The organism is Nonomuraea muscovyensis, from assembly GCF_014207745.1.
GTDB classification, from domain to species: Bacteria; Actinomycetota; Actinomycetes; order Streptosporangiales; family Streptosporangiaceae; genus Nonomuraea; species Nonomuraea muscovyensis.
In genome coordinates, this window is record NZ_JACHJB010000001.1 from 3,061,109 (window position 1) to 3,078,508 (window position 17,400).

Below are 17,400 nucleotides of genomic sequence, written 5' to 3' on the forward strand. Positions count from 1 at the left end.
ACTCCTCCCGAAGGGCCCGGAACGCCACGGACGGCGTCCAAGAGACCCCGGCAACCCGAACTATTCGCTGGGATCACCTCGATGTTCGCGCGGCGCCGGGGTATGGGTGAACACGGCGATGTCACGGTCAAAACAGACGATGACGTGTCCGTCTACGCTGATGGCCACCTCTGTTACGGGTTTGGGGACGTGCAAGTCGGATCCGATTTGCCTGCGGGTGGTGAGTTTCCATACGCGTACCGTCTGATAGCTGGTGGTCACAGCGACGGGTTGACCGTCCACTGTGGCGGCAGCGACGGCTCCGGTGGCTCCGGTGGGAAGTTCGCCGAGGGCGTCGCCCGTGGCCAGGTCCCATATCTTCACGGGGTCTGAGCTGTTGCGGCTGGCGATGATCGCGGCCGGCCGATCGCCGATGGTGGTGACGGCGAGGTTCTGCACGGATTCGCCGTGCCGATCGGCGGGGGAGGTCGTGGTCGACCGGTTGGTGGTGAGGTCGAGCACCTTGAGGGTGCCGTCTTGGGTGACGGTCAGGGCGACTGGTCGGCCGTTGAGAGTGGTGGCGCCGACTGCGCGCGTGCAGCGCCGCCGGCTGGCGCGGGATGCATCGATCTCTTCGCCTGTGTTCAGGCCCCACATGCGGATCGTTTCGTCGTAGCTGCCGGTCACGGCCACCGGCTGCCCATCGAACTCCACTACGGCAGCCATGCAGACAGCGTTGGTATGACCGGTGAACGGCCCGCCTATCTGCGCCCCCGAGCGGAGATCCCATACGCAGACGGCCTTGTCGGAACTGCCGGTGACCGCCGTCGGTTGGCCGCCGACGAGCGCGGTGGCAACCGCGGTGACCATGTCGGTGTGACCGGTGAACGGATCACCGACCTGCTCGCCGGTAGGCAGATCCCACACCCGGACGGTCTTGTCGTAGCTGCCGGTCACGGCAACGGAACGTCCGTCGAGCACCGTGGTGGCGGCGGCGGAGACATAGCCGGTGTGGCGGTTGAGGGACTCATCGACTCGCCGCCCTGACGACAGGTCCCACATCCGTACCGTGTGATCGTCGCTGGCGGAGACGGCCACCGGTCGCCCATCCACCACCGTCGTCGCGATCGCCCGAACATGATCGGTGTGCCCGGTGAGCGGCTTGCCGATTTGCTGGCGTGACTCCAAATCCCAGATCCGTACATGTCCGTCGATGCCGCCGGTAACGGCCACCGGCCGCCCGTCGAGAACCGTGGTCGCAATCGCCTTCACGAAACCGGTGTCGCTTCTGAACGGATTGCCCATCTGCTGGCGTGACCTCAGATCCCACAAGCGTAGAGTTCCGTCGTCCGCACCGCTGGAAATCGCCACCGGCTGCCCGTCCATCTCCGTGGTCACAACCAGCTCCACGTGATACGTGTGGCCCCTCAGTGGTTTGCCGATCCGTCGGCCCGACTTCAGATCCCACATCCGTAAGGTGCGGTCGTGGCCGCCGGAGACGGCCACCGGCCGGCCGTCCACCACCGTGGTCGCGATCGTTGTGACCCATTTGGTGTGACCTCTGAACGGCTCGCCGATCTGCTCGCACGTCCTCAGATCCCACATGCGCACGCTCTTGTCGTGGCCGCCGGAAACTCCCACCGGCCGTCCGTCCACCACCGCGGTCGCAACCGCCTCGACCCAATCGGTGTGACCTCTGAACGGCTCGCCGACCTGCTGACCGGACATCAGATCGCACACTCGTACGATTCCGTTGTTGCCACCGGCGAAGACCGCCACCGGCCGGCCGTCCAGGACCGTGGTCGCAAGCGACTCCACGTAGTCGTAGGCGGCGCGACCGGTGAACGGCTGGCCGATCTGCTGACCTGACGTCAGGTCCCACAGGCGTAGGGTCCGATCGCGACCCCCGGAGACCGCCACCGGCCGCCCGTCCACGACTGCGGTCGCGATCGCCCACACCCGATCGGTGTGGCCGGTTCGTGGCACCCCGACCGGCTCGCCGAACGCCAGGTCACTCGCTGGCCGACTGGTCCACGTCAAAGTCCACTGGGAATTCTTCGTGAACGGAATCCGGGCCGCGCCCGATCGAGAAGAAGACATGGCGGGCATGCTAGCCGCCACCCCTGACAAAGATCAGCGGAGGAAGCGCCCGCCTTTGACTGCCGTCGGTCAGGTGCGGCCCGAGTGGAACCGCTCTCGCCACCAGCGGCGTCCGACAAATCCCAATTCGCCTGAACTGTTTCGCTGATAGCACCTCGCTGAGCCGAACCGCGCAACGCCGCAGAGATCGGTTCGCTGAGAAAACCTCAAGGGCTCGGCAGCGGCTTCTGCTCCCCGTAACCGATGACTTCCGTGTCGAACTCTCCCAAGAGGCTCAGTGAACCTGCCAGACCCATGGCGATACCCGCGGACAAGAACACTCCCTTCACCCTCTTCCCGAATTCGGCGAACGACGCAGCGAGCTGCATGGCCGATGCCTCCTTCGCCGCAATAAGCGTCGGGTTGTATGTCGAGAGAGCGAAGAGGACCAAGATTCGCAGGACCTGGGCGCCCACCACTCCGAGCATCACGGCATACGCAGTGTCCAGCGCCTTGACCGTGACGCGGAGGGTGTCGGTACGCATGATCAGATATGCCTCATACCTCTTGAGCGCCTCGTTGAAGTCCTCCAGGCGAGTTTCGGCCGCCTTGCTGGCCGGCCCCTTCCACGTCTCGAATCGGCCAGGAATCGCCGACGCGGCATCCCTGAGATCCTTGACCTTGGATCGCGCGTCGCCGTAGGCGTAGAGCGCCTTGTCGATCGCCTCGTCGGAGGGGATGACGAACAGACCGGCCAGTGCCATGACCATGAGACCTTGCACGGTCATCCTCGAGGCGAATGTGCCCAATGCGTACATTCCAGCGCTCGATTTGGCCAGTTGTGACACCGGTCCCTTGATCTTGTGCCAGTCCATTACGGTGAGGAGTGCGGCGGATGTGGCCATGGTGCGAAGGGGGTTTCTTCCCTCAAAATGACCCTCGTGCTGGTTCGATTTGATCCACGAAGGCTCGGCGGGCTGATACGTGGCGGGTGGGTTCGTTTCGAATAGTTCGCCGACATCGCGCTTGAGGTTGGTTATCTGAGCGCCGGTGATCTTCTCGACGTCTGCATAAATGACGCCGTTGTTGTAGAACGCGACACCCATTTGATGAGCCGCTTTCAACCCGCGTAGGGCGTTATCGAAGTCCGATTCGACAGCCTCGTTGTATTTCCAGCGGAACAGCTCACCGACCACCCCCATCCCCACTACGGGTAGCTTGGCGACGGACAGGTCGTCGGCGGCCAGCTTGAATCCCGTCCGCATGGACGCCGAATCCTCGGCGGCGCCCATAGGTGCCGAGAAATTCACGTCGATCCCATCGAACTCGCCCATGCCAGCCCTCCATGCCGCAGCGTAGGTCCGGGACAGGGTATATACCTACATGTTAGCGATCAAGGGTGAGCCGCTTTGACGACTCCCGCCCCAGCTCGTGGGTGTGGCGCGCCAGGGTCTCCTCGATGGTGTGCTCCACGTCCTCTGCCACCGCACTCATCGCACGGCCGCTTCTCGGGGTCATAGCTAGGAGCCGTCTGCGGATCATCGTGCAGCCCCACCGCTGAAGCGGGTGCCGCATCGACCGCGGTCCCGAAGGTCAGGCCCGGGTGAGGCGGGCGTAGGTCGCGGGTGGCATGCCGACCGCGGCGGTGAAGTCGCGGGTGAGGTGGGCCTGGTCGGTGTAGCCGAGTTCGGCGGCCAGCGTGGCGAGGTCGAGGCCCTGGCGGATCCGCTCAGCGGCCTCGTGCAGCCGGAAGCGGCGGATCACCCACTTGGGGCCGATGCCGACATGGTCCCGGAACAGCCGTTGCAGCGAGCGCACCGAGCGCCCCGATCGGGCGGCCAGTTCGTCGACCCTGGTCACGGACACGTCGTTCTCCACCACCGCCACCAGTGCCGCGACCTCTTCCGCCAGCGGATCCGGCTCCGGCGAAAGGCTCAGCAGGAACTTCTCGGTGAGCGCGATGGCGGCCCGGGCATCGGGCTCGGCCAGGACATGCTCGACCATGGTCGCGCCCGCCGGGCCGTACATCTCGCCGATCTCCACGAAGCGGCCGGTCAGCCGGGACACCGGGCCGCCGAGGAACGGCCGGAAGCCGCCGGGGCGGAAGCGGGTGCCGAGCACGCGGCCGCTGCCCCGCATCGTGTAGGAGAACCCGCCCCTGATCACTCCCGCGATCCGGTGGAAGTCGTGGGTGATCGTCATGTTCACGGTGGGGTGCGCGACGATGCGTTGTTCGTACGGCTCGGCGAGGTCGGTCCACGTGACGACCCAGAAGTGGTCCACGTACGCCGCGATGTCGGGCGACGGCGCCTGGTGGGCGAAATCGAAGGCGTTGAGCCCCGCGTACGGGTTGACCCAGCCGCGCTGTCGCGTTTCTACAAGCCGTGACTCGGACCGGCGGGGCACGCTTGCTGCCATGGAAGACATGATGCCGTTGATGACGCGCGCCTCCGAACGGACCGCGGGGCTGGTGCGTGGGGTGCGGCGCGAGCAGTTCGGGTCGGCGACGCCGTGCGCGAAGTTCGACGTCAAGGACCTGGTCAACCACCTTGAGTGGGTGGCGGAGCTGTTCGAGTCGCTGGGGCGCGGGGGGCCGAGCGTCGAGCAGGGGCCCTACGCGGGTGACTTCCCCGAGCGTACGGAGCGCACGCTCGCCGCCTGGTCGCGGCCCGAGGCGTGGGAGGGGACCAGCCCCGCCATGGGCCTGCCGATGACCGCGCTGGCCCACATGTACCTCGTCGACATGGTGGTGCACGGCTGGGATCTGGCCAGGGCCACCGGTCAGGAGTACGAGCCGGACCCCGAGGTGGTCTCGCGGGCGTTGCACTTCACTGAGCAGATGGCGGAGATGGGCAGGCAGCGCGGTGCCTTCGGGCCGCCGGTGGCGGTGCCGGACGATGCCCCGCCCTTCGACCGCCTGCTCGGCCTCATCGGCCGCGATCCGGCCTGGACGGGGTGACTGGACGGGGTGATCCGCACCCGGGGTCGCTCAGCTGAGTGAGAGTGCCGTGATGACGACCAGCGCCAGCAGGAGTGCCAGCCCGCCGCCCGCGACCGCCAGAAGGGTGATCATGCAGCCCTTCCCGTTCCATGGCTGGGGGGCGGGGCCGAGGGCGCCTCGGGAGTAGGCCCACAGGGGGGCTCGGTATTCGACTTCGAGCGCCGTCCCGGGCTGGAGCCAGATCGTCAGGTCCGCGGGGCCGATCTGTGCGGGGAGGAGATAGGGCAGGTGGACGTTGAGGTGGTGCTGGCCGGGCGGAAGCGGGATCGCGTTGCGGCCCCACCGGCCCGGCATCGGATGGCCGTTGATGACGATCGTCGGGGTGATCATGGCCAGCATGAACCCGAGCCAGTGGCGCTTCACGTCGAGGAGGAGATGCGCCTGTGCCCCGGAGGGACCGGGTGGGGGCGGCTGACTCCATGGGGTGGGCGGCGCCGGCGGATGCATGGCGCACATGCTAGCGCTGCCCCGATCTATCACGATCGCCCCCTGACGGGTCTCACGCCGCCAGGTGCTGTCGGTTCGGCCGGCGTGACGGTGCACAGGCCGCCGCGCTCGGTCTGACGTCCGTCACCTCGAGTTGCGTGCCGGGGGCGAGGACGAACTCCTCCTCGCCGGTCAACGCCGACTCCTCGCCGGTGAACGCCGAGAAGCGGCGGATCCCCGCGGCCCGCATGGGGAGCACCTCGATGAGGGTCCGCGTCCGCGTCTGGCCGGCTCGCGCCGTGCGCCGGTTCCACCCCTTGCCGGGCAGCCAGCCGATCTCGTGGAGTGCCGTGTTGACGTGGGCGAGGTGGTTCCCGTCGCAGAAGATGTCGCCCTGTGCCGTGGGGTTGGGGTGGTCGATGTGCCGGACCTCCACCTCGGGTACCTCTGGATCCGGAGGACGACGCCGGGTCATCGCCGTGTGAGCTGGGTGTAGGACGCGGGCAACCGGCTAGCAGTAGCGTTCGTGGCCGGCGTTGTATCCGTCGACCCAGCCTTTTCGGTCCCAGTCGGTTCCGTCATAGGAGAAGCCCGCGCCCTTGTCGCAGTCCTTGGCGTCGCCGTAACCCTTTTTGTAGGCGCTCCAGTACTCTTTCGGCATTTCTTCGGGGCTCGGGGTCGCCGGTGAGACGTTCGTCGCCGCCGTACGGGCTGAACCGGTTGCGGCCGAGGACTGGGAGGCCGCGGCCGGCACCAGGGCGGAGGCGGCGACCAGCGTCGCGCTCAGCAGGATGAGGCGTTGTGTGCTCACCATGGGTTTCTCCTCAGGATCGGCGCCTGCGCATTTCGTTCGGCAGTCGCGGCGATACGGCCAGGCTATGAGGAGGGGCGTGGGGAATGAAGTGACAATGGCCGTTCTTTCTGTGTATATGGTGATAGTGCGCCATTCGAGGGATATTGCCATATGAATGTCGCGGCCTGGCGAGGCTTTGGGGATTGGCGGGTTTGGCGTGCTGCGCCTCTGCGTCACATCGTGGAACGCGGCATGCGCTATTGCGGTGACTTGGACGTCCGTATCCGGCCCGCGCTTGAGATCACGACGCGCTCGATGGATCTTTGAAGCCGGCTCGGCAGAAGGGCGTCACTCCACATGCAGCCACCACCCGCACGTGACACCGCCGGACAGGCCCCGGGGGGCGGGCGGGAGTCGCTCGGCTGGCGGGATCCGCTGTTCCTGGCGGCCAGGCCCAGCGGCGAGCGGGTGCACCGGTTCGTGGCGATGCTGCTGATGCTGCAGCGGCTCAGCTACCTGCTGCCCGCGTGCGCGAGCCTGTTCGCCGAGGAGGCGCTCTTCTCCGACCGCGGCCGCAACGCGGTGCTGCTGGCCCTGGCTCTGGTGTGGAACGTGACATTGTTCCACTGGGTCGCGCGGCGCGGCTGGTTCGCGCCCCGGGCCGTGGTGATCGACGTCCTGGCCACCTGCCTTTTCATGGTCGGCGTGACCGGTGCCTGCCTGCCCGAGTCGGGGACGTGCGTGTCCAACTGGTCCTCGCACGCCCTGCTGGCGACAGGAGCGCTCATCGGCGCGGTCAGCCGGCGTCCTGTCCAGTTCGCCGCCCTGCTGCCGCCGATCGCGGTCTACGCGGTCGCGCACGCCGGCGATCTCGGCCAGCGCTTCCCGCCCGCGCTGGAGCTGGCCGTTCGGGTCAACAGCTACGTCTGGTTCGCGGTCATCGTCTTCTTCATCCGCCGCTACCTGGCCGCCCAGGCCACGCGGTTGGACGAGGTGGCCGATCAGCGGCTGGCGGCCGAGGCGGAGCGGGTCGCCGAGCGGGCGCGGCTGGCGCACTACCGGCAGCTCCACGACACGGTCCTGGCCACACTGACCGCGATCGCCCGAGGAGGGCTGGATCACCACACGGAGGAGGTGCGGCGGCGGTGCGCGGCCGACGCCTCCTATGTGCGGGCGCTGATCCTGCAGGACGAGGCGGGCTCCGCCACCGGGCTGAGCCACGCGCTGGCCCGCGTCGTGGCCAGGGCGGCGGCGCTGGGGCTGTGCGTGCGCCATGCCGCCGAGGGGCTGCCCGAGGACCTGCCCGCCGACGTGGCCGCGACCATGGCTGAGGCCGGTGCGGAGGCGCTCAACAACGTGGCCAGGCACTCCGGGGAGCGGGAGGCCTGGCTCACCGCCGTCGCGGTGGACGGTGTGGTCACCGTTCGCGTGGTCGACCGCGGCAGGGGCTTCGATCCCGGCCGGGTCGAGCCCGGCTACGGGCTGCGCTCGTCGGTCGTCGGGCGCATGCGCGAGATCGGCGGAAGCGCGCAGATCATCGCGGCTCCCGGCGAGGGAGTGTGCGTGCAGCTCAGGTGGCCGGACCGTGCGTAGGGCTCAGGTGGCCAGGCCGTCCTCCCTGACGCGGGCGGCCAGGTCCAGCTTGGTGTACGCGGGACGGCCCGCCTTCCGGTACTTGTCCTTGACCCGTTCCAGGTAGTTCCTGGCGGTCCCCGGCTGCACCCCGGCACTGCGGGCCGCCGCGATGAGCGTCATGCCCGAGGCGTAGGCGAGCAACACCGCACGCTCCTGCGGGGACAGGGCGGGCCGATCGGCGTCCTGGTCGGCCAGCCAGCCCAGCGCCAGCTCGGGGGAGATGGCCACCTCCTCCTTCGCCACCTCCCGGACCTTCGCCACCAGGGCCGCCAGGTCGTGGTCCTTGGTGAGGTACCCGCCCGCTCCCGCGCGGATCATCTGCCTGGCCATGTCGCCCGAGGTGACCACGCTGACGACGAGCACCCGCCGCCGCAGCCGCACCAGCGTGCGCAGGTTGTCCACGGGGTCGGAGCGGTCGGCGAGCAGCAGGTCGAGCAGCACCACGTCGGCCGGTTCCGGCTCCGTCGCGAGCAGTTCCTCGACGGTCGCGGCCCATCCGGTCAGCCGTACGTCGGGTACGCCGGCCAGCCAGGCGGCCAGCCCCTCGATGAGCATCCGGTCGTCGTCCACTACAGAAACGGTGATCACGACTGTCTTTTTCATATCCGACATGTCATGTCAAGGACGCAGTTATGGCGGCTACCGGTCCCGGGCCCGGCAACAGATCATGGCGCCAAGTCCGAGAAGGGAGCAAACATGACCATCACCCTTGAAAGGGCCGAGGAGATCATCGCCGCCTGGAGGTCGGGCGACGAGCCGGACAGCCCGGTCGGCCCGTTGCTGCCCGGCATGTACGTCGAGTCCGAGATCACCATGACCGGGCCGGGTTACTCCGGCAAGTGCGGGACCGCCTGCTCGGGCTCCTACACCCGTTACTGCTGCTGAGCGGGGACGGGAGCACATGGCCGGTGAGTTCGACCCTCCGCTGGACCCGCTGATCGGACCGGCTCTGGCCGACCTGGAGGCCCGGCTGGGGGCGCTCACCGGCCTCGCCGTGGCCGAGCGCGCCGCCATCCTGGCAGGCTCCGCGCGGTCCGTAGAGGAGGACGTCCGCCGCAGGATCACCAGGGTGCTGGTGCTGGAGCTGAACGCCGCCCGGCTGTCCGGGCGCCTGACCGCCGCCGACTCCGCCGCCCGATGGGAGGAATGGAAACGGAGCGTCGCCGAACCGGCGTTCTGGCGCGGCTTGGCGGGGCCGTACCCCGGCATGATGGCCAGGCTCACGACGGTGATACGCCATCGATGCGAGGCCGCCCACCGCTTCGCCGAACGCTTCGCCGGGGACCGCGCGGCGCTCGCCGCGCTTCCGGCGGCACCGTCGGGCGAGCTGGACCGCGTCGAGTTCGGCGCCGGAGACAGCCACCGGGGCGGACAGACGGTCGTCGTGCTGCACGGCGAGGACGGCCGGGTCCTCTACAAGCCACGCTCGCTGGCGGTGGACGCGGCGCTCGCCGAGTTGCTCACCCACCTCGGCGCCTCCACCATGCGCGTGCCCGCGGTCGTGACCCGGCAGGGGTACGGCTGGGCCGAGCACATCGAGCACCGTCACTGCGCCGACGCCGGAGAGCTGCGCGCGTTCTACCGCGGCATGGGCCACTGGCTGGCGCTCATGCGCCTGCTCGGCGGCAGCGACCTGCACGCCGAGAACCTCATCGCCGCCGGACCGCACCCCGTGGTCGTCGACTGCGAGTCCCTGTTCACCCCGCACGCCACGGCGCGCCCCTCGGGGTACGGCCAGGCGGTGGACCTGGCGGTGGAGTTGGTGGACACCTCGGTGATGCGCACCGGGCTGCTCCCGGGACGAGGGGTGGCCCTGGGCTGGCGGGGCGTCGACATGTCGGCGGCGGGTGCGCTGCCCGGCCAGCAGCCGCAGGTCGAGCTGCCGGTGGTGCTCGGCGCGGGCACCGACGACCCCCGGATGGGCACCGAGCGGGTGGAGCTGCCTCCGGCGGCCAACCATCCCAGCCCCGAGGCGGTGCTCGGCCACTACTGGGACGTGATCATCGCCGGATTCGACGAGCTCGACGGCCGCCTGACCGAACTGGACCGGTCGGGCAAGCTGGAGCCGCTGCTGGCGGGCTTCGCCGACTGCCCGGTCCGCGCGGTGCTGCGCTCCACCGAGTCGTACGCGGAGCTGGGCCGCATGCTCTGGCATCCCGTCGCGCTGCACGACGAGGCGCCCGCCCGCGCCAGGGCCGCCGCGCTGCTGGCCAAGATGTCGGAGAACGTGCCGGGCGCTCCCGGCGACCCCGCCATCATCGCCGCCGAGGTGGACGAGCTGTGCCACGGTGACATCCCGATGTTCGACACCACTCCGCGCGTCGGCGTGCTGCGCGGCCCCGCGGGCACCAGGTGCGGCCCGGAACGCGACCTGATCGCCGACGCCGTGGCCCGATGGCGGGCGCGCGACCACGGCCTGGACCGCCGGGTGGCGCAGGCGGCCCTGGTCAGCGCCTACCTCAACGAGGGCTGGATGCCGGAGGACAAGCGGCTCTCGCCCGGCCTGATCCGTACCGACCGCCTGGAGCCCCGGCGGCGCGCGGCCGCGGCCGGCATCATGCGCGGCGTGCTGGACAGCGCCGTGCGCGGCGCGGACGGCACGGTCACCTGGATCACGCCGGTGCTCAACCCCACCGGCTGGGCCGTGCAGCCGCTGTCGGCCGACCTGTACGGCGGGGCACACGGCGTCGCGGTCCTGCTGACCGCCTACATCCGGGAGGCGGCAGGCGGCCGGGCCGAGCCGATCGAGGAGCTGTCCGGCCTCCTGGAGGCGGTCCTGCGCACCGTCCGCCTCGCGGAGGACCGCGACGCCGCCAAGCGGCGGGAGGACATGCGGATGCGGCCGGAGCCCCCCGGCGCCTACCTCGGGATCACCTCGCAGGTGTGGGGCTGGCTGTTGCTGCGCTCCTTCGGCGTGGCCGGAGAGGAGGCGCCGGCCCGCGCCCTCGCGCTGGCCGAGCTGCTGCCGGAGTCGATCGAGGCCGACGACAGCTACGACCTGCTCTCCGGGATGGCGGGGGCGATCGTCCCGCTCCTGCGGCTGGGCGAGCAGACCGGCGAAGCCCGGTGGGCCGAGCTGGCCCGGTCGATCGGAGCACGCCTCGCGGGTCTGGCGGAGCGTCGCCCGGGTGGCGCCTGCTGGCCCAGCCCGCGCTTCCCGCAGGGTCTCGGCGGGCTGGCCCACGGCGCCACCGGCATCGGCTGGGCCCTGTCGCGGCTGGCGGAATCCCCCGGCGGCCCCGACGGTCTGCGGGAGCTCGCCGAGGCGGCGTTCGCCTACGAGGACACCCTCTACGACCCGGACCAGCGCGGCTGGGTGGACCTGCGCGGTGACGGCTTCACCGCCGCCGCGTGGTGCCACGGCGCGGGCGGGGTCGGGATCGTCGCCGCCGACCGGCTGGCCCGCGAGGGCGGCACCCGATGGCTCGACCGGCTGGAGCGCGCCGCCGCCTCCTGCTGGGCCGACGGCACCGGCTGGAACCACACGCTCTGCCACGGCGATCTCGGGTCCTGGGAAGTGATCGAGCACGCGCGGGCGGCCGGGGTCGCGCCGGTGGATCGGGCGCGGCTGGACGCCCACATCCTGGGCAGCCTGGAGGCCAACGGCCCGGTCAGTGGCCTGGCCAGGGACGTCTTCGCGCCGGGTCTGCTGCCCGGTCTGGGCGGGGTGGCCTACCAGCTGCTGCGCATGCACCCGGACCATGCCGTGCCTTCCGTCCTGCTCCCGGACCTGGAGTGAGCGACGTGGAGGAGGAGCTGGTCACTCCGTACTGGCATCTGGACCGGCCGGACGGGCCCCGGCGTACGCTGCGGCGGCTGCCGGCGCTCACCGCACCGGTGCTGCGCCTCATCTGGCAGTGCGGGCGGTGGCCCGCGCTCACCATCCTCGTCCTCCAGCTCGCCGCGGGCGCCGCGACGGCCAGCGGGCTGCTGGCGACCACGGCGGTGCTGGAGGAACTGCTGGCCACGGGGGCGGCGCCCGACCGGCTGGTGGCGGCGGTGCCCGGCCTGGCCCTGGTCGCCGCGATCGTGGCCCTGCGCGGCGCGGCCGAGGCGGCGGTGGAGCTGGCCAGGGCGCGGCTGGAGCCCGCACTGCGACGGGCGGCGGAGGAGCGGCTGTTCGCCGCCGCCCTCGGCGTGCAACTCGCGGACTTCGACGACGTGGACTTCTACGACGGCCTGCACCGGGCCCGCGACCGCGGGCTGTTCCACCTCGACCGCGCGGCGGGCAACACCGTCGACCTGCTCGGCGCCGCCTGCGGGGTGACTGCGGCGGCCGCCGGGCTGGCCGTCCTGCACCCGCTGCTGGTGCCGTTGCTGGTGGTCAGCGTGGTCCCGGAGGCGTGGGCGGTGCTGAAGGCCGCGCAGCGCGGATACGCGGGCATGAGAGGCATGGTCACGCTGAACCGCCGGGTGGACATGCTCGCCGAGCTGGCCACCGAGCGCGAACCGGCGGGCGAGTTGCGGGCCTGCCAGGCCCAGCCGTACGTGCTCGCCGAGTACCGCCAGGCGGCGGACGTGCTGAAGGCGGAGGAGACGCGGGTCGGGTTGTCCATGGCGCGGGCCAGGACCGCGGGCCGCGCGGCGGGCGGCCTGGCGATGGCCGGGGTGCTGGCCGTGCTCGGGCTGATGCTGCACGCCGGCTGGATCGCGCTGGCGGGGGCGGGCGCCGCGGTGATCGCCGTCAGGGTGGCGGCCGCGGCGCTGAGGCAGCTCGCCCAGGCGGCCAACCAGCTGTTCGAGCAGTCCCTGTACGTGGCGGACTACCAGGACTTCCTCGCCGACGCCGAGGCCAGGAGGCGACCGGCCGGGGGTACGGCCGCTCCGCGCTCTCCCGAGCGCATCACCCTGCACGGCGTCGGCTTCACCTATCCGGGCAGCCGGCGCCCCGCGCTGCGGGAGATCGACCTGACCGTCCACGCAGGTCAGACGATCGCGCTCGTGGGGGAGAACGGTTCGGGCAAGACCACGCTGGCCAGGCTGCTGGCCGGGCTCTACCGGCCCACCAGCGGCGTCATGCGGTGGGACGGGCTCGACAGCGCCGGCCTGGACCCGGACACCCTGGCCGACCGGGTGGTCCTGGTGCCGCAGCACCCGGTCCGCTGGCCGCACGACGCCAGGACGAACGTCCGCATGGGCCGCCACGACCGCCCGGACCCGGCAGACCACGCCCTGCGCGAGGCCGCCTCGCTCGCCGCGGCCGACGACGTCGTCGCCGGCCTGCCCGCCGGGTGGAGCACCCTGCTGTCCAAGCAGTTCAGGGGCGGTCACGAGCTGTCGGCGGGGCAGTGGCAACGCCTGGCCGTGGCGCGCGGGTTGTTCCGCGACGGGCCCCTGCTGATCTGGGACGAGCCGACGGCGCCGCTGGACGCCAAGGCGGAGTACGCCGTCTACGAGACGCTTCGCAAGATCGCGGGGGAGCGGACCGTCCTGCTCATCACGCACCGGCTGACGAGCGTACGGCACGCCGACCACATCTACCTGCTGCACCGGGGGCGCATCGCCGAGGAGGGCACGCACGACGAGCTGCTGGCGCTGCGTGGACGCTACGCCGAGCTGTACGCGCTGCAGACCGGGAAGGCGGCCAGGCGGTGACGCGCATGATCCACCCCGGCGAGCCGGGCTACCAGGCCAGGCGCAAGGCCTTCCTCGGCACGCTCGCCGAGGCACTGCCCGCGGCCGTGGCCTGCTGCGCCTCGGAGGCGGACGTGGTGAGCGTCCTGGAGCTCGCCCGCGCGCGCGGCCTGCCGTTCGCGCTGCGCGGCGGCGGCCACAGCTTCGCCGAGCACTCCTCCACGACCGGGCTGCTCGTCGACCTCGGCGCGATGAAGTCGATCGAGGTCGGCGCGGAGAGCGTGCGGGTGGGGCCCGGCGTGACCATCGGCGAGCTGGCCCGCCGCCTGGCCGAGCACGGGCGCATGGTGCCCTGCGGCTGGTGTCCCACGGTCGGCGTGGTGGGGGCGGTGCTGGGCGGCGGGTACGGCGTGCTCAGCCGCCTGTACGGGCTGGGCGCAGACCACCTGCTGGCGGCCCGCCTGGTCCTGGCCGACGGGCGGATCGCCGAGGCGGGAGACGACCTGCTGTGGGCGCTGCGCGGAGCCGGTGCCGGCAACTTCGGCGTGGTCACGCGGATCACGCTGCGTACCCGGCCCATCGTGCCGGTCACCGCCGTCCAGGCGGTCTGCGACTTCGGCCGCGCCGCCGATCTCGTCGACGCGTGGCAGCACTGGGCGCCCGACGCGCCGGACGAGGTCAACCTGGAGATCGCCGTCATCTCCGGCGACGAGCCCGAAGAACCGCCCTACGCCGTGCTCTTCGGCGTCGTGGCCGGGCCGGAGGAGCGGGCCAGGAAGCTGGTCGGCGAGCTCGCGCCGCTGGACCGGCTCCGGCTCACCCGTCTGGAAGGCGCCGCGGCCGCCTGCCACCACGCCTACGCCGACGGCGGGGAGGGCGCCGTCACGGAGCTGCCACACGGCGAGCGGCCCGGGCTGCGCCTGAACAAGTCGGGCTTCTTCGACGGGCACCTGCCCCGGACGGCCGTCGAGGACCTGCTGGAACGGCTGGCCGCCGACCGCGTGCGCGGTGAGATCCGGGACCTGGAGTTCGTGCCGTGGGCGGGCGCGATCGCCCGCGTCGCCCCCGGCGCGAGCGCCTTCGTCCACCGCGCCCCGCGCTTCCTGCTCAAACAGGCCGTCCAGGTGGGATTCCGTGCCACCGACAGCCGCAGACGGGACGCGCACGCGTGGCTGTGCCGGTCGTGGGCGCGGCTGTCGCCGTGGGCCTCCGGCGCGGTCTACCCCAACTACCCCGACGCCGACCTGGAGGACTGGGCGTCGGCGTACTACGGGAGCAACCTGCCGCGGCTGCGGGAGGTGAAGGCCGCCCACGACCCCGAGGGCCTGTTCCGTCACGCCCAGTCCCTGCGCTGAGGGCCGCGGTCGGCGCGAGGCGGATGGGGACGGTCACGTCGAGGGTCGGTGGGCGGGGTTGGTGCCGTCCCATTCGGCCAAGGGGGCGCAGTGCCATCTCCAGCCGATCTGGCGCTCGTGGCCCGGCAGGTCGGCGCGGCCGTTGGCCCAGAGCAAGGTCGTCCACGGGTCCGTGCCGGAGGGCGCCCAGGGGAACAGGCGGCGCAGCGTCGCCTCGGCGAGGTCCGCCGAGGGGGTGAAGGCGCGGCCGAGGGCCTGGCCCGCGTCGGCGGTGTGGACGAGCAGTTCGTCGCAGGCCATGGCCGCGAAGCCCGACGCGTCGGCGAGGCCGTGGGGGTGCCAGCCGCGGGCCTCGGGTGGGGTGGTGTCCACGACGCGGGTGAGAAGGGCGGCCGAGGTGGCCAGGGTGGCGACGAGATCCGCGGGCTCGGACCCGGGCCGGACGCTCATCTCCACGGTGTCGAGCTCGCGGTCGCCCGCGACGAGGTCGGTGGAGTACCAGAACAGGCATTCGCTGATGTGGGCCACGACCTGCGCGACGTTCCGGTCCATCCCGGGAACCGGGATCGCGGCCCACTCCCGGTCCGCCGCCGCGCGCAGGAATCCGCCGCACTCGTCGGCCGCTCGCGCCAGTGTGGTCCCGTCCATGGGGGTGTCCTCTCGGGGGTCAGGGTGGGGGAGTTCGCCGACGCGAACGAGTACAAGGTCCTCTTGGTGCCATTCGGCGCGCGTCGACGCTGAGGCCGAGGACCGTCGCGCCGTCGCGGGTGACGGTGACGATGGCCTGGTAGTGGTCGCGGGCTTCGAGGTAGAGCGTGGGGACGTCGTCGCGGTGTGGCACGCGACCCAGCGTAGGTCCACCTCCCGCGCACAACGCGGCGCCTCCGCTCTGTACACCTAACCAAGCGCTTGTTACGCTCCGGCCATGGTGGCCACGATCGTCTGGGGCACCGGCAACGTGGGCCGCGCGGCCATCCGTGCCGTGGACGCCCATCCGGCGCTGAAACTCACCGCGGTGCTCGTCCACGACCCCGGCAAGACCGGCCGCGACGCGGGCGAGCTGGGCGGCCTCGGCCGCGAGCTGGGGGTCACGGCGACCGATGACGTGGCGGCGGTGCTCGCCACCGGTCCGCGCGCCGTGGTCTACGCGGCGTCCGGCGACATCCGTCCCGACGACGCCCTCGCCGACATCGTCCGGGCCGTCCGGGCGGGGGCCGTGGTCGTCACGCCGTCGCTGTACGCCCTGTACGACCAGCGCAACGCCCCGCCCGAGACGCGGCGGCAGGTGCTGGCGGCCATCGACGAGGGCGGCGGATCGCTGTTCGTCTCCGGAGTGGACCCGGGCTGGGGCAACGACGTGCTGCCGCTGCTGATCAGCGGGCTCGGGAGCACCATCGACGCGATCCGCTGCCAGGAGATCTTCGACTACACCACCTACGACCAGGAGGACTCGGTCCGCTACCTGGTCGGGATGGGCCAGGCGATGGACTACGAGCCGCCCATGCTGGCGCCCACGGTCCCGGCCATGGTGTGGGGCGGGCAGGTGCGGCTGATGGCCAGGGCCCTCGGCGTCGAGCTGGACGGGATCCGCGAGAGCGTGGACCGGCGCCCGCTGGAGGCGAGCGTGTCCACCAGGGCGATGGGCGAGTTCGCGGCGGGCACCCAGGGGGCGGTGCGGTTCGAGGTGCAGGGCATCGTCGGCGGGGAGCCGCTCATCGTGATCGAGCACGTCACCCGGATCCACCCGTCGTGCGCGCCGGACTGGCCGATGCCGCCCGGCGGGGAGGGGGCGCACCGGGTGATCGTCGAGGGACGGCCGCGGATCGAGGTGACGGTCGAGGCGACGGACGAGGACGGCAACCGGTCCGCGGGCGGGAACGCCACGGCGGCCGGTCGGCTGGTGAACGCCATCGACTGGCTCGTGGCGGCCGGACCGGGCCTGTACGACGGGCTCGACGTCCCGCTCCGCCCCGCGGCCGGCCGGCTCGGAAGGAGGCAACGGTGAGAATCGACATCCCCGACGGCAAGGACCCCATCGCGTACGTGTGGGGCGAGATGGTCCCCGGCATCGGGGTCGCCGCCTCGAACTTCTCGCTGGCGGTGTACGCCCACACGACGCTCGGGCTGCGCGAGTTCGAGGCCGCGCGGCTGCGGATCGCGCAGATCAACGGATGCGCGTTCTGCCTCGACTGGCGTACCGAACGCGACGGGCTGAAGGTGGAGGAGGAGTTCGCCGACGCGGTGGTCGAGTGGCGCACCACCGCCGCCTTCGACGAGCGGACCCGGCTGGCCGCCGAATACGCCGAGCGGTACGCCCTCGACCCGCACGGGCTCGACGAGGAGTTCTGGGCCCGGATGACCACGCACTACAGCCAGGTGGAGATCGTCGAGCTGAGCATGTCGATCGGCTCCTGGCTGGCGTTCGGCCGGCTCAACCACGTGCTGGGCCTCGACACGGCGTGCGTGCTGCCCAGCGGCGCCACGCCGTCCGGCGAGCGAGGAGGCACGCCATGACCTAACGACGACCTCGGCAGGCGATCGGACAGAACACCATCTTC

16 protein-coding genes are annotated in these 17,400 nt (G+C 71.3%); 8 read left to right on the forward strand and 8 right to left on the reverse strand.

The window, feature by feature from the left end; all coding sequences use genetic code 11:
* Nucleotides 1–60 precede the first annotated feature (60 nt).
* The 3 genes from FHU36_RS14550 to FHU36_RS14560 all read right to left on the reverse strand — a co-directional run bounded on the left by FHU36_RS14550 (nucleotide 61) and on the right by FHU36_RS14560 (nucleotide 4,476).
* Entirely contained in the window at nucleotides 61–2,079 is a 2,019-nt protein-coding gene (locus FHU36_RS14550) for a WD40 repeat domain-containing protein (RefSeq protein ID WP_185084206.1), read from the reverse strand.
* A gap of 206 nt (nucleotides 2,080–2,285) precedes the next feature.
* A complete protein-coding gene (locus FHU36_RS14555) occupies nucleotides 2,286–3,392 on the reverse strand; it encodes a hypothetical protein (RefSeq protein ID WP_185084207.1) in 1,107 nt (368 codons plus the stop codon).
* Between the two features lie 259 nt (nucleotides 3,393–3,651).
* Nucleotides 3,652–4,476 carry a helix-turn-helix domain-containing protein gene (locus tag FHU36_RS14560; protein ID WP_185084208.1) on the reverse strand — a complete coding sequence of 275 codons (825 nt, stop codon included), beginning with the start codon at nucleotides 4,474–4,476 and terminating at the stop codon, nucleotides 3,652–3,654.
* Between FHU36_RS14560 and FHU36_RS14565 the strand changes: the two genes are divergently transcribed.
* Nucleotides 4,475–5,017, forward strand: a complete 543-nt coding sequence (locus FHU36_RS14565) for a TIGR03086 family metal-binding protein (RefSeq protein ID WP_185084209.1) — start codon at nucleotides 4,475–4,477, stop codon at nucleotides 5,015–5,017. The genes FHU36_RS14560 and FHU36_RS14565 overlap by 2 nt on opposite strands.
* Before the next feature lie 30 nt (nucleotides 5,018–5,047).
* Here the strand turns inward: FHU36_RS14565 and FHU36_RS14570 are convergent, their stop codons facing one another.
* The 3 genes from FHU36_RS14570 to FHU36_RS14580 all read right to left on the reverse strand — a co-directional run bounded on the left by FHU36_RS14570 (nucleotide 5,048) and on the right by FHU36_RS14580 (nucleotide 6,299).
* A complete protein-coding gene (locus tag FHU36_RS14570; RefSeq protein WP_221495886.1) occupies nucleotides 5,048–5,422 on the reverse strand; it encodes a hypothetical protein in 375 nt (124 codons plus the stop codon).
* A 136-nt stretch (nucleotides 5,423–5,558) separates the two neighbouring features.
* Nucleotides 5,559–5,921: a hypothetical protein gene (locus FHU36_RS14575; RefSeq protein ID WP_185084871.1), complete on the reverse strand. Its 363-nt coding sequence runs from the start codon at nucleotides 5,919–5,921 to the stop codon at nucleotides 5,559–5,561.
* A gap of 75 nt (nucleotides 5,922–5,996) precedes the next feature.
* Nucleotides 5,997–6,299 carry a hypothetical protein gene (locus tag FHU36_RS14580; protein WP_185084210.1) on the reverse strand — a complete coding sequence of 101 codons (303 nt, stop codon included), beginning with the start codon at nucleotides 6,297–6,299 and terminating at the stop codon, nucleotides 5,997–5,999.
* A gap of 336 nt (nucleotides 6,300–6,635) precedes the next feature.
* Between FHU36_RS14580 and FHU36_RS14585 the strand changes: the two genes are divergently transcribed.
* Nucleotides 6,636–7,871 carry a sensor histidine kinase gene (locus FHU36_RS14585; RefSeq protein WP_185084211.1) on the forward strand — a complete coding sequence of 412 codons (1,236 nt, stop codon included), beginning with the start codon at nucleotides 6,636–6,638 and terminating at the stop codon, nucleotides 7,869–7,871.
* Between the two features lie 3 nt (nucleotides 7,872–7,874).
* Here the strand turns inward: FHU36_RS14585 and FHU36_RS14590 are convergent, their stop codons facing one another.
* Nucleotides 7,875–8,516 carry a response regulator gene (locus tag FHU36_RS14590; RefSeq protein ID WP_221495887.1) on the reverse strand — a complete coding sequence of 214 codons (642 nt, stop codon included), beginning with the start codon at nucleotides 8,514–8,516 and terminating at the stop codon, nucleotides 7,875–7,877.
* A gap of 93 nt (nucleotides 8,517–8,609) precedes the next feature.
* On the opposite strand from FHU36_RS14590, the gene FHU36_RS14595 reads away from it, so the two are divergent.
* Genes FHU36_RS14595 through FHU36_RS14610 form a run of 4 tightly spaced genes read left to right on the forward strand, consistent with a single transcriptional unit; the run spans nucleotide 8,610 to nucleotide 14,842 of the window.
* Nucleotides 8,610–8,798 (forward strand): DUF6229 family protein, encoded by a 189-nt coding sequence (locus FHU36_RS14595; RefSeq protein WP_185084212.1) that lies wholly within the window; start codon nucleotides 8,610–8,612, stop codon nucleotides 8,796–8,798.
* A gap of 16 nt (nucleotides 8,799–8,814) precedes the next feature.
* On the forward strand, nucleotides 8,815–11,652 hold the full coding sequence (locus tag FHU36_RS14600) for a type 2 lanthipeptide synthetase LanM family protein (RefSeq protein WP_185084213.1): 2,838 nt from the start codon (nucleotides 8,815–8,817) through the stop codon (nucleotides 11,650–11,652).
* Nucleotides 11,649–13,508, forward strand: a complete 1,860-nt coding sequence (locus FHU36_RS46315; protein WP_185084214.1) for an ABC transporter ATP-binding protein — start codon at nucleotides 11,649–11,651, stop codon at nucleotides 13,506–13,508. The genes FHU36_RS14600 and FHU36_RS46315 overlap by 4 nt, the downstream gene beginning before the upstream one ends.
* Nucleotides 13,509–13,513: 5 nt before the next feature.
* Nucleotides 13,514–14,842, forward strand: a complete 1,329-nt coding sequence (locus FHU36_RS14610) for an FAD-binding oxidoreductase (protein ID WP_246502427.1) — start codon at nucleotides 13,514–13,516, stop codon at nucleotides 14,840–14,842.
* 33 nt (nucleotides 14,843–14,875) lie between these two features.
* Here the strand turns inward: FHU36_RS14610 and FHU36_RS14615 are convergent, their stop codons facing one another.
* Entirely contained in the window at nucleotides 14,876–15,490 is a 615-nt protein-coding gene (locus tag FHU36_RS14615) for a maleylpyruvate isomerase mycothiol-dependent enzyme family protein (protein ID WP_185084216.1), read from the reverse strand.
* A gap of 277 nt (nucleotides 15,491–15,767) precedes the next feature.
* Here FHU36_RS14615 and FHU36_RS14620 point away from each other — a divergent pair, with 277 nt between their 5' ends.
* Nucleotides 15,768–16,847 carry an NAD(P)H-dependent amine dehydrogenase family protein gene (locus FHU36_RS14620; protein ID WP_185084217.1) on the forward strand — a complete coding sequence of 360 codons (1,080 nt, stop codon included), beginning with the start codon at nucleotides 15,768–15,770 and terminating at the stop codon, nucleotides 16,845–16,847.
* Nucleotides 16,844–17,356: a carboxymuconolactone decarboxylase family protein gene (locus FHU36_RS14625; RefSeq protein WP_185084218.1), complete on the forward strand. Its 513-nt coding sequence runs from the start codon at nucleotides 16,844–16,846 to the stop codon at nucleotides 17,354–17,356. Before FHU36_RS14620 ends, FHU36_RS14625 begins: the two co-directional genes overlap by 4 nt.
* The last annotated feature ends 44 nt before the right edge of the window (nucleotides 17,357–17,400 follow it).

Bases quoted from the DNA above. Each gene is read 5' to 3' on its own strand.
- FHU36_RS14565 (WP_185084209.1), top strand. From the start codon at position 4,475: ATGGAAGACATGATGCCGTTGATGACGCGCGCCTCCGAACGGACCGCG.
- FHU36_RS14585 (WP_185084211.1), top strand. From the start codon at position 6,636: ATGCAGCCACCACCCGCACGTGACACCGCCGGACAGGCCCCGGGGGGC.
- FHU36_RS14600 (WP_185084213.1), top strand. From the start codon at position 8,815: ATGGCCGGTGAGTTCGACCCTCCGCTGGACCCGCTGATCGGACCGGCT.
- FHU36_RS14555 (WP_185084207.1), bottom strand. From the start codon at position 3,392: ATGGGCGAGTTCGATGGGATCGACGTGAATTTCTCGGCACCTATGGGC.
- FHU36_RS14595 (WP_185084212.1), top strand. From the start codon at position 8,610: ATGACCATCACCCTTGAAAGGGCCGAGGAGATCATCGCCGCCTGGAGG.
- FHU36_RS14580 (WP_185084210.1), bottom strand. From the start codon at position 6,299: ATGGTGAGCACACAACGCCTCATCCTGCTGAGCGCGACGCTGGTCGCC.
- FHU36_RS14615 (WP_185084216.1), bottom strand. From the start codon at position 15,490: ATGGACGGGACCACACTGGCGCGAGCGGCCGACGAGTGCGGCGGATTC.
- FHU36_RS14590 (WP_221495887.1), bottom strand. From the start codon at position 8,516: ATGAAAAAGACAGTCGTGATCACCGTTTCTGTAGTGGACGACGACCGG.
- FHU36_RS14610 (WP_246502427.1), top strand. From the start codon at position 13,514: ATGATCCACCCCGGCGAGCCGGGCTACCAGGCCAGGCGCAAGGCCTTC.
- FHU36_RS14550 (WP_185084206.1), bottom strand. From the start codon at position 2,079: ATGTCTTCTTCTCGATCGGGCGCGGCCCGGATTCCGTTCACGAAGAAT.
- FHU36_RS14620 (WP_185084217.1), top strand. From the start codon at position 15,768: ATGGTGGCCACGATCGTCTGGGGCACCGGCAACGTGGGCCGCGCGGCC.
- FHU36_RS14560 (WP_185084208.1), bottom strand. From the start codon at position 4,476: ATGGCAGCAAGCGTGCCCCGCCGGTCCGAGTCACGGCTTGTAGAAACG.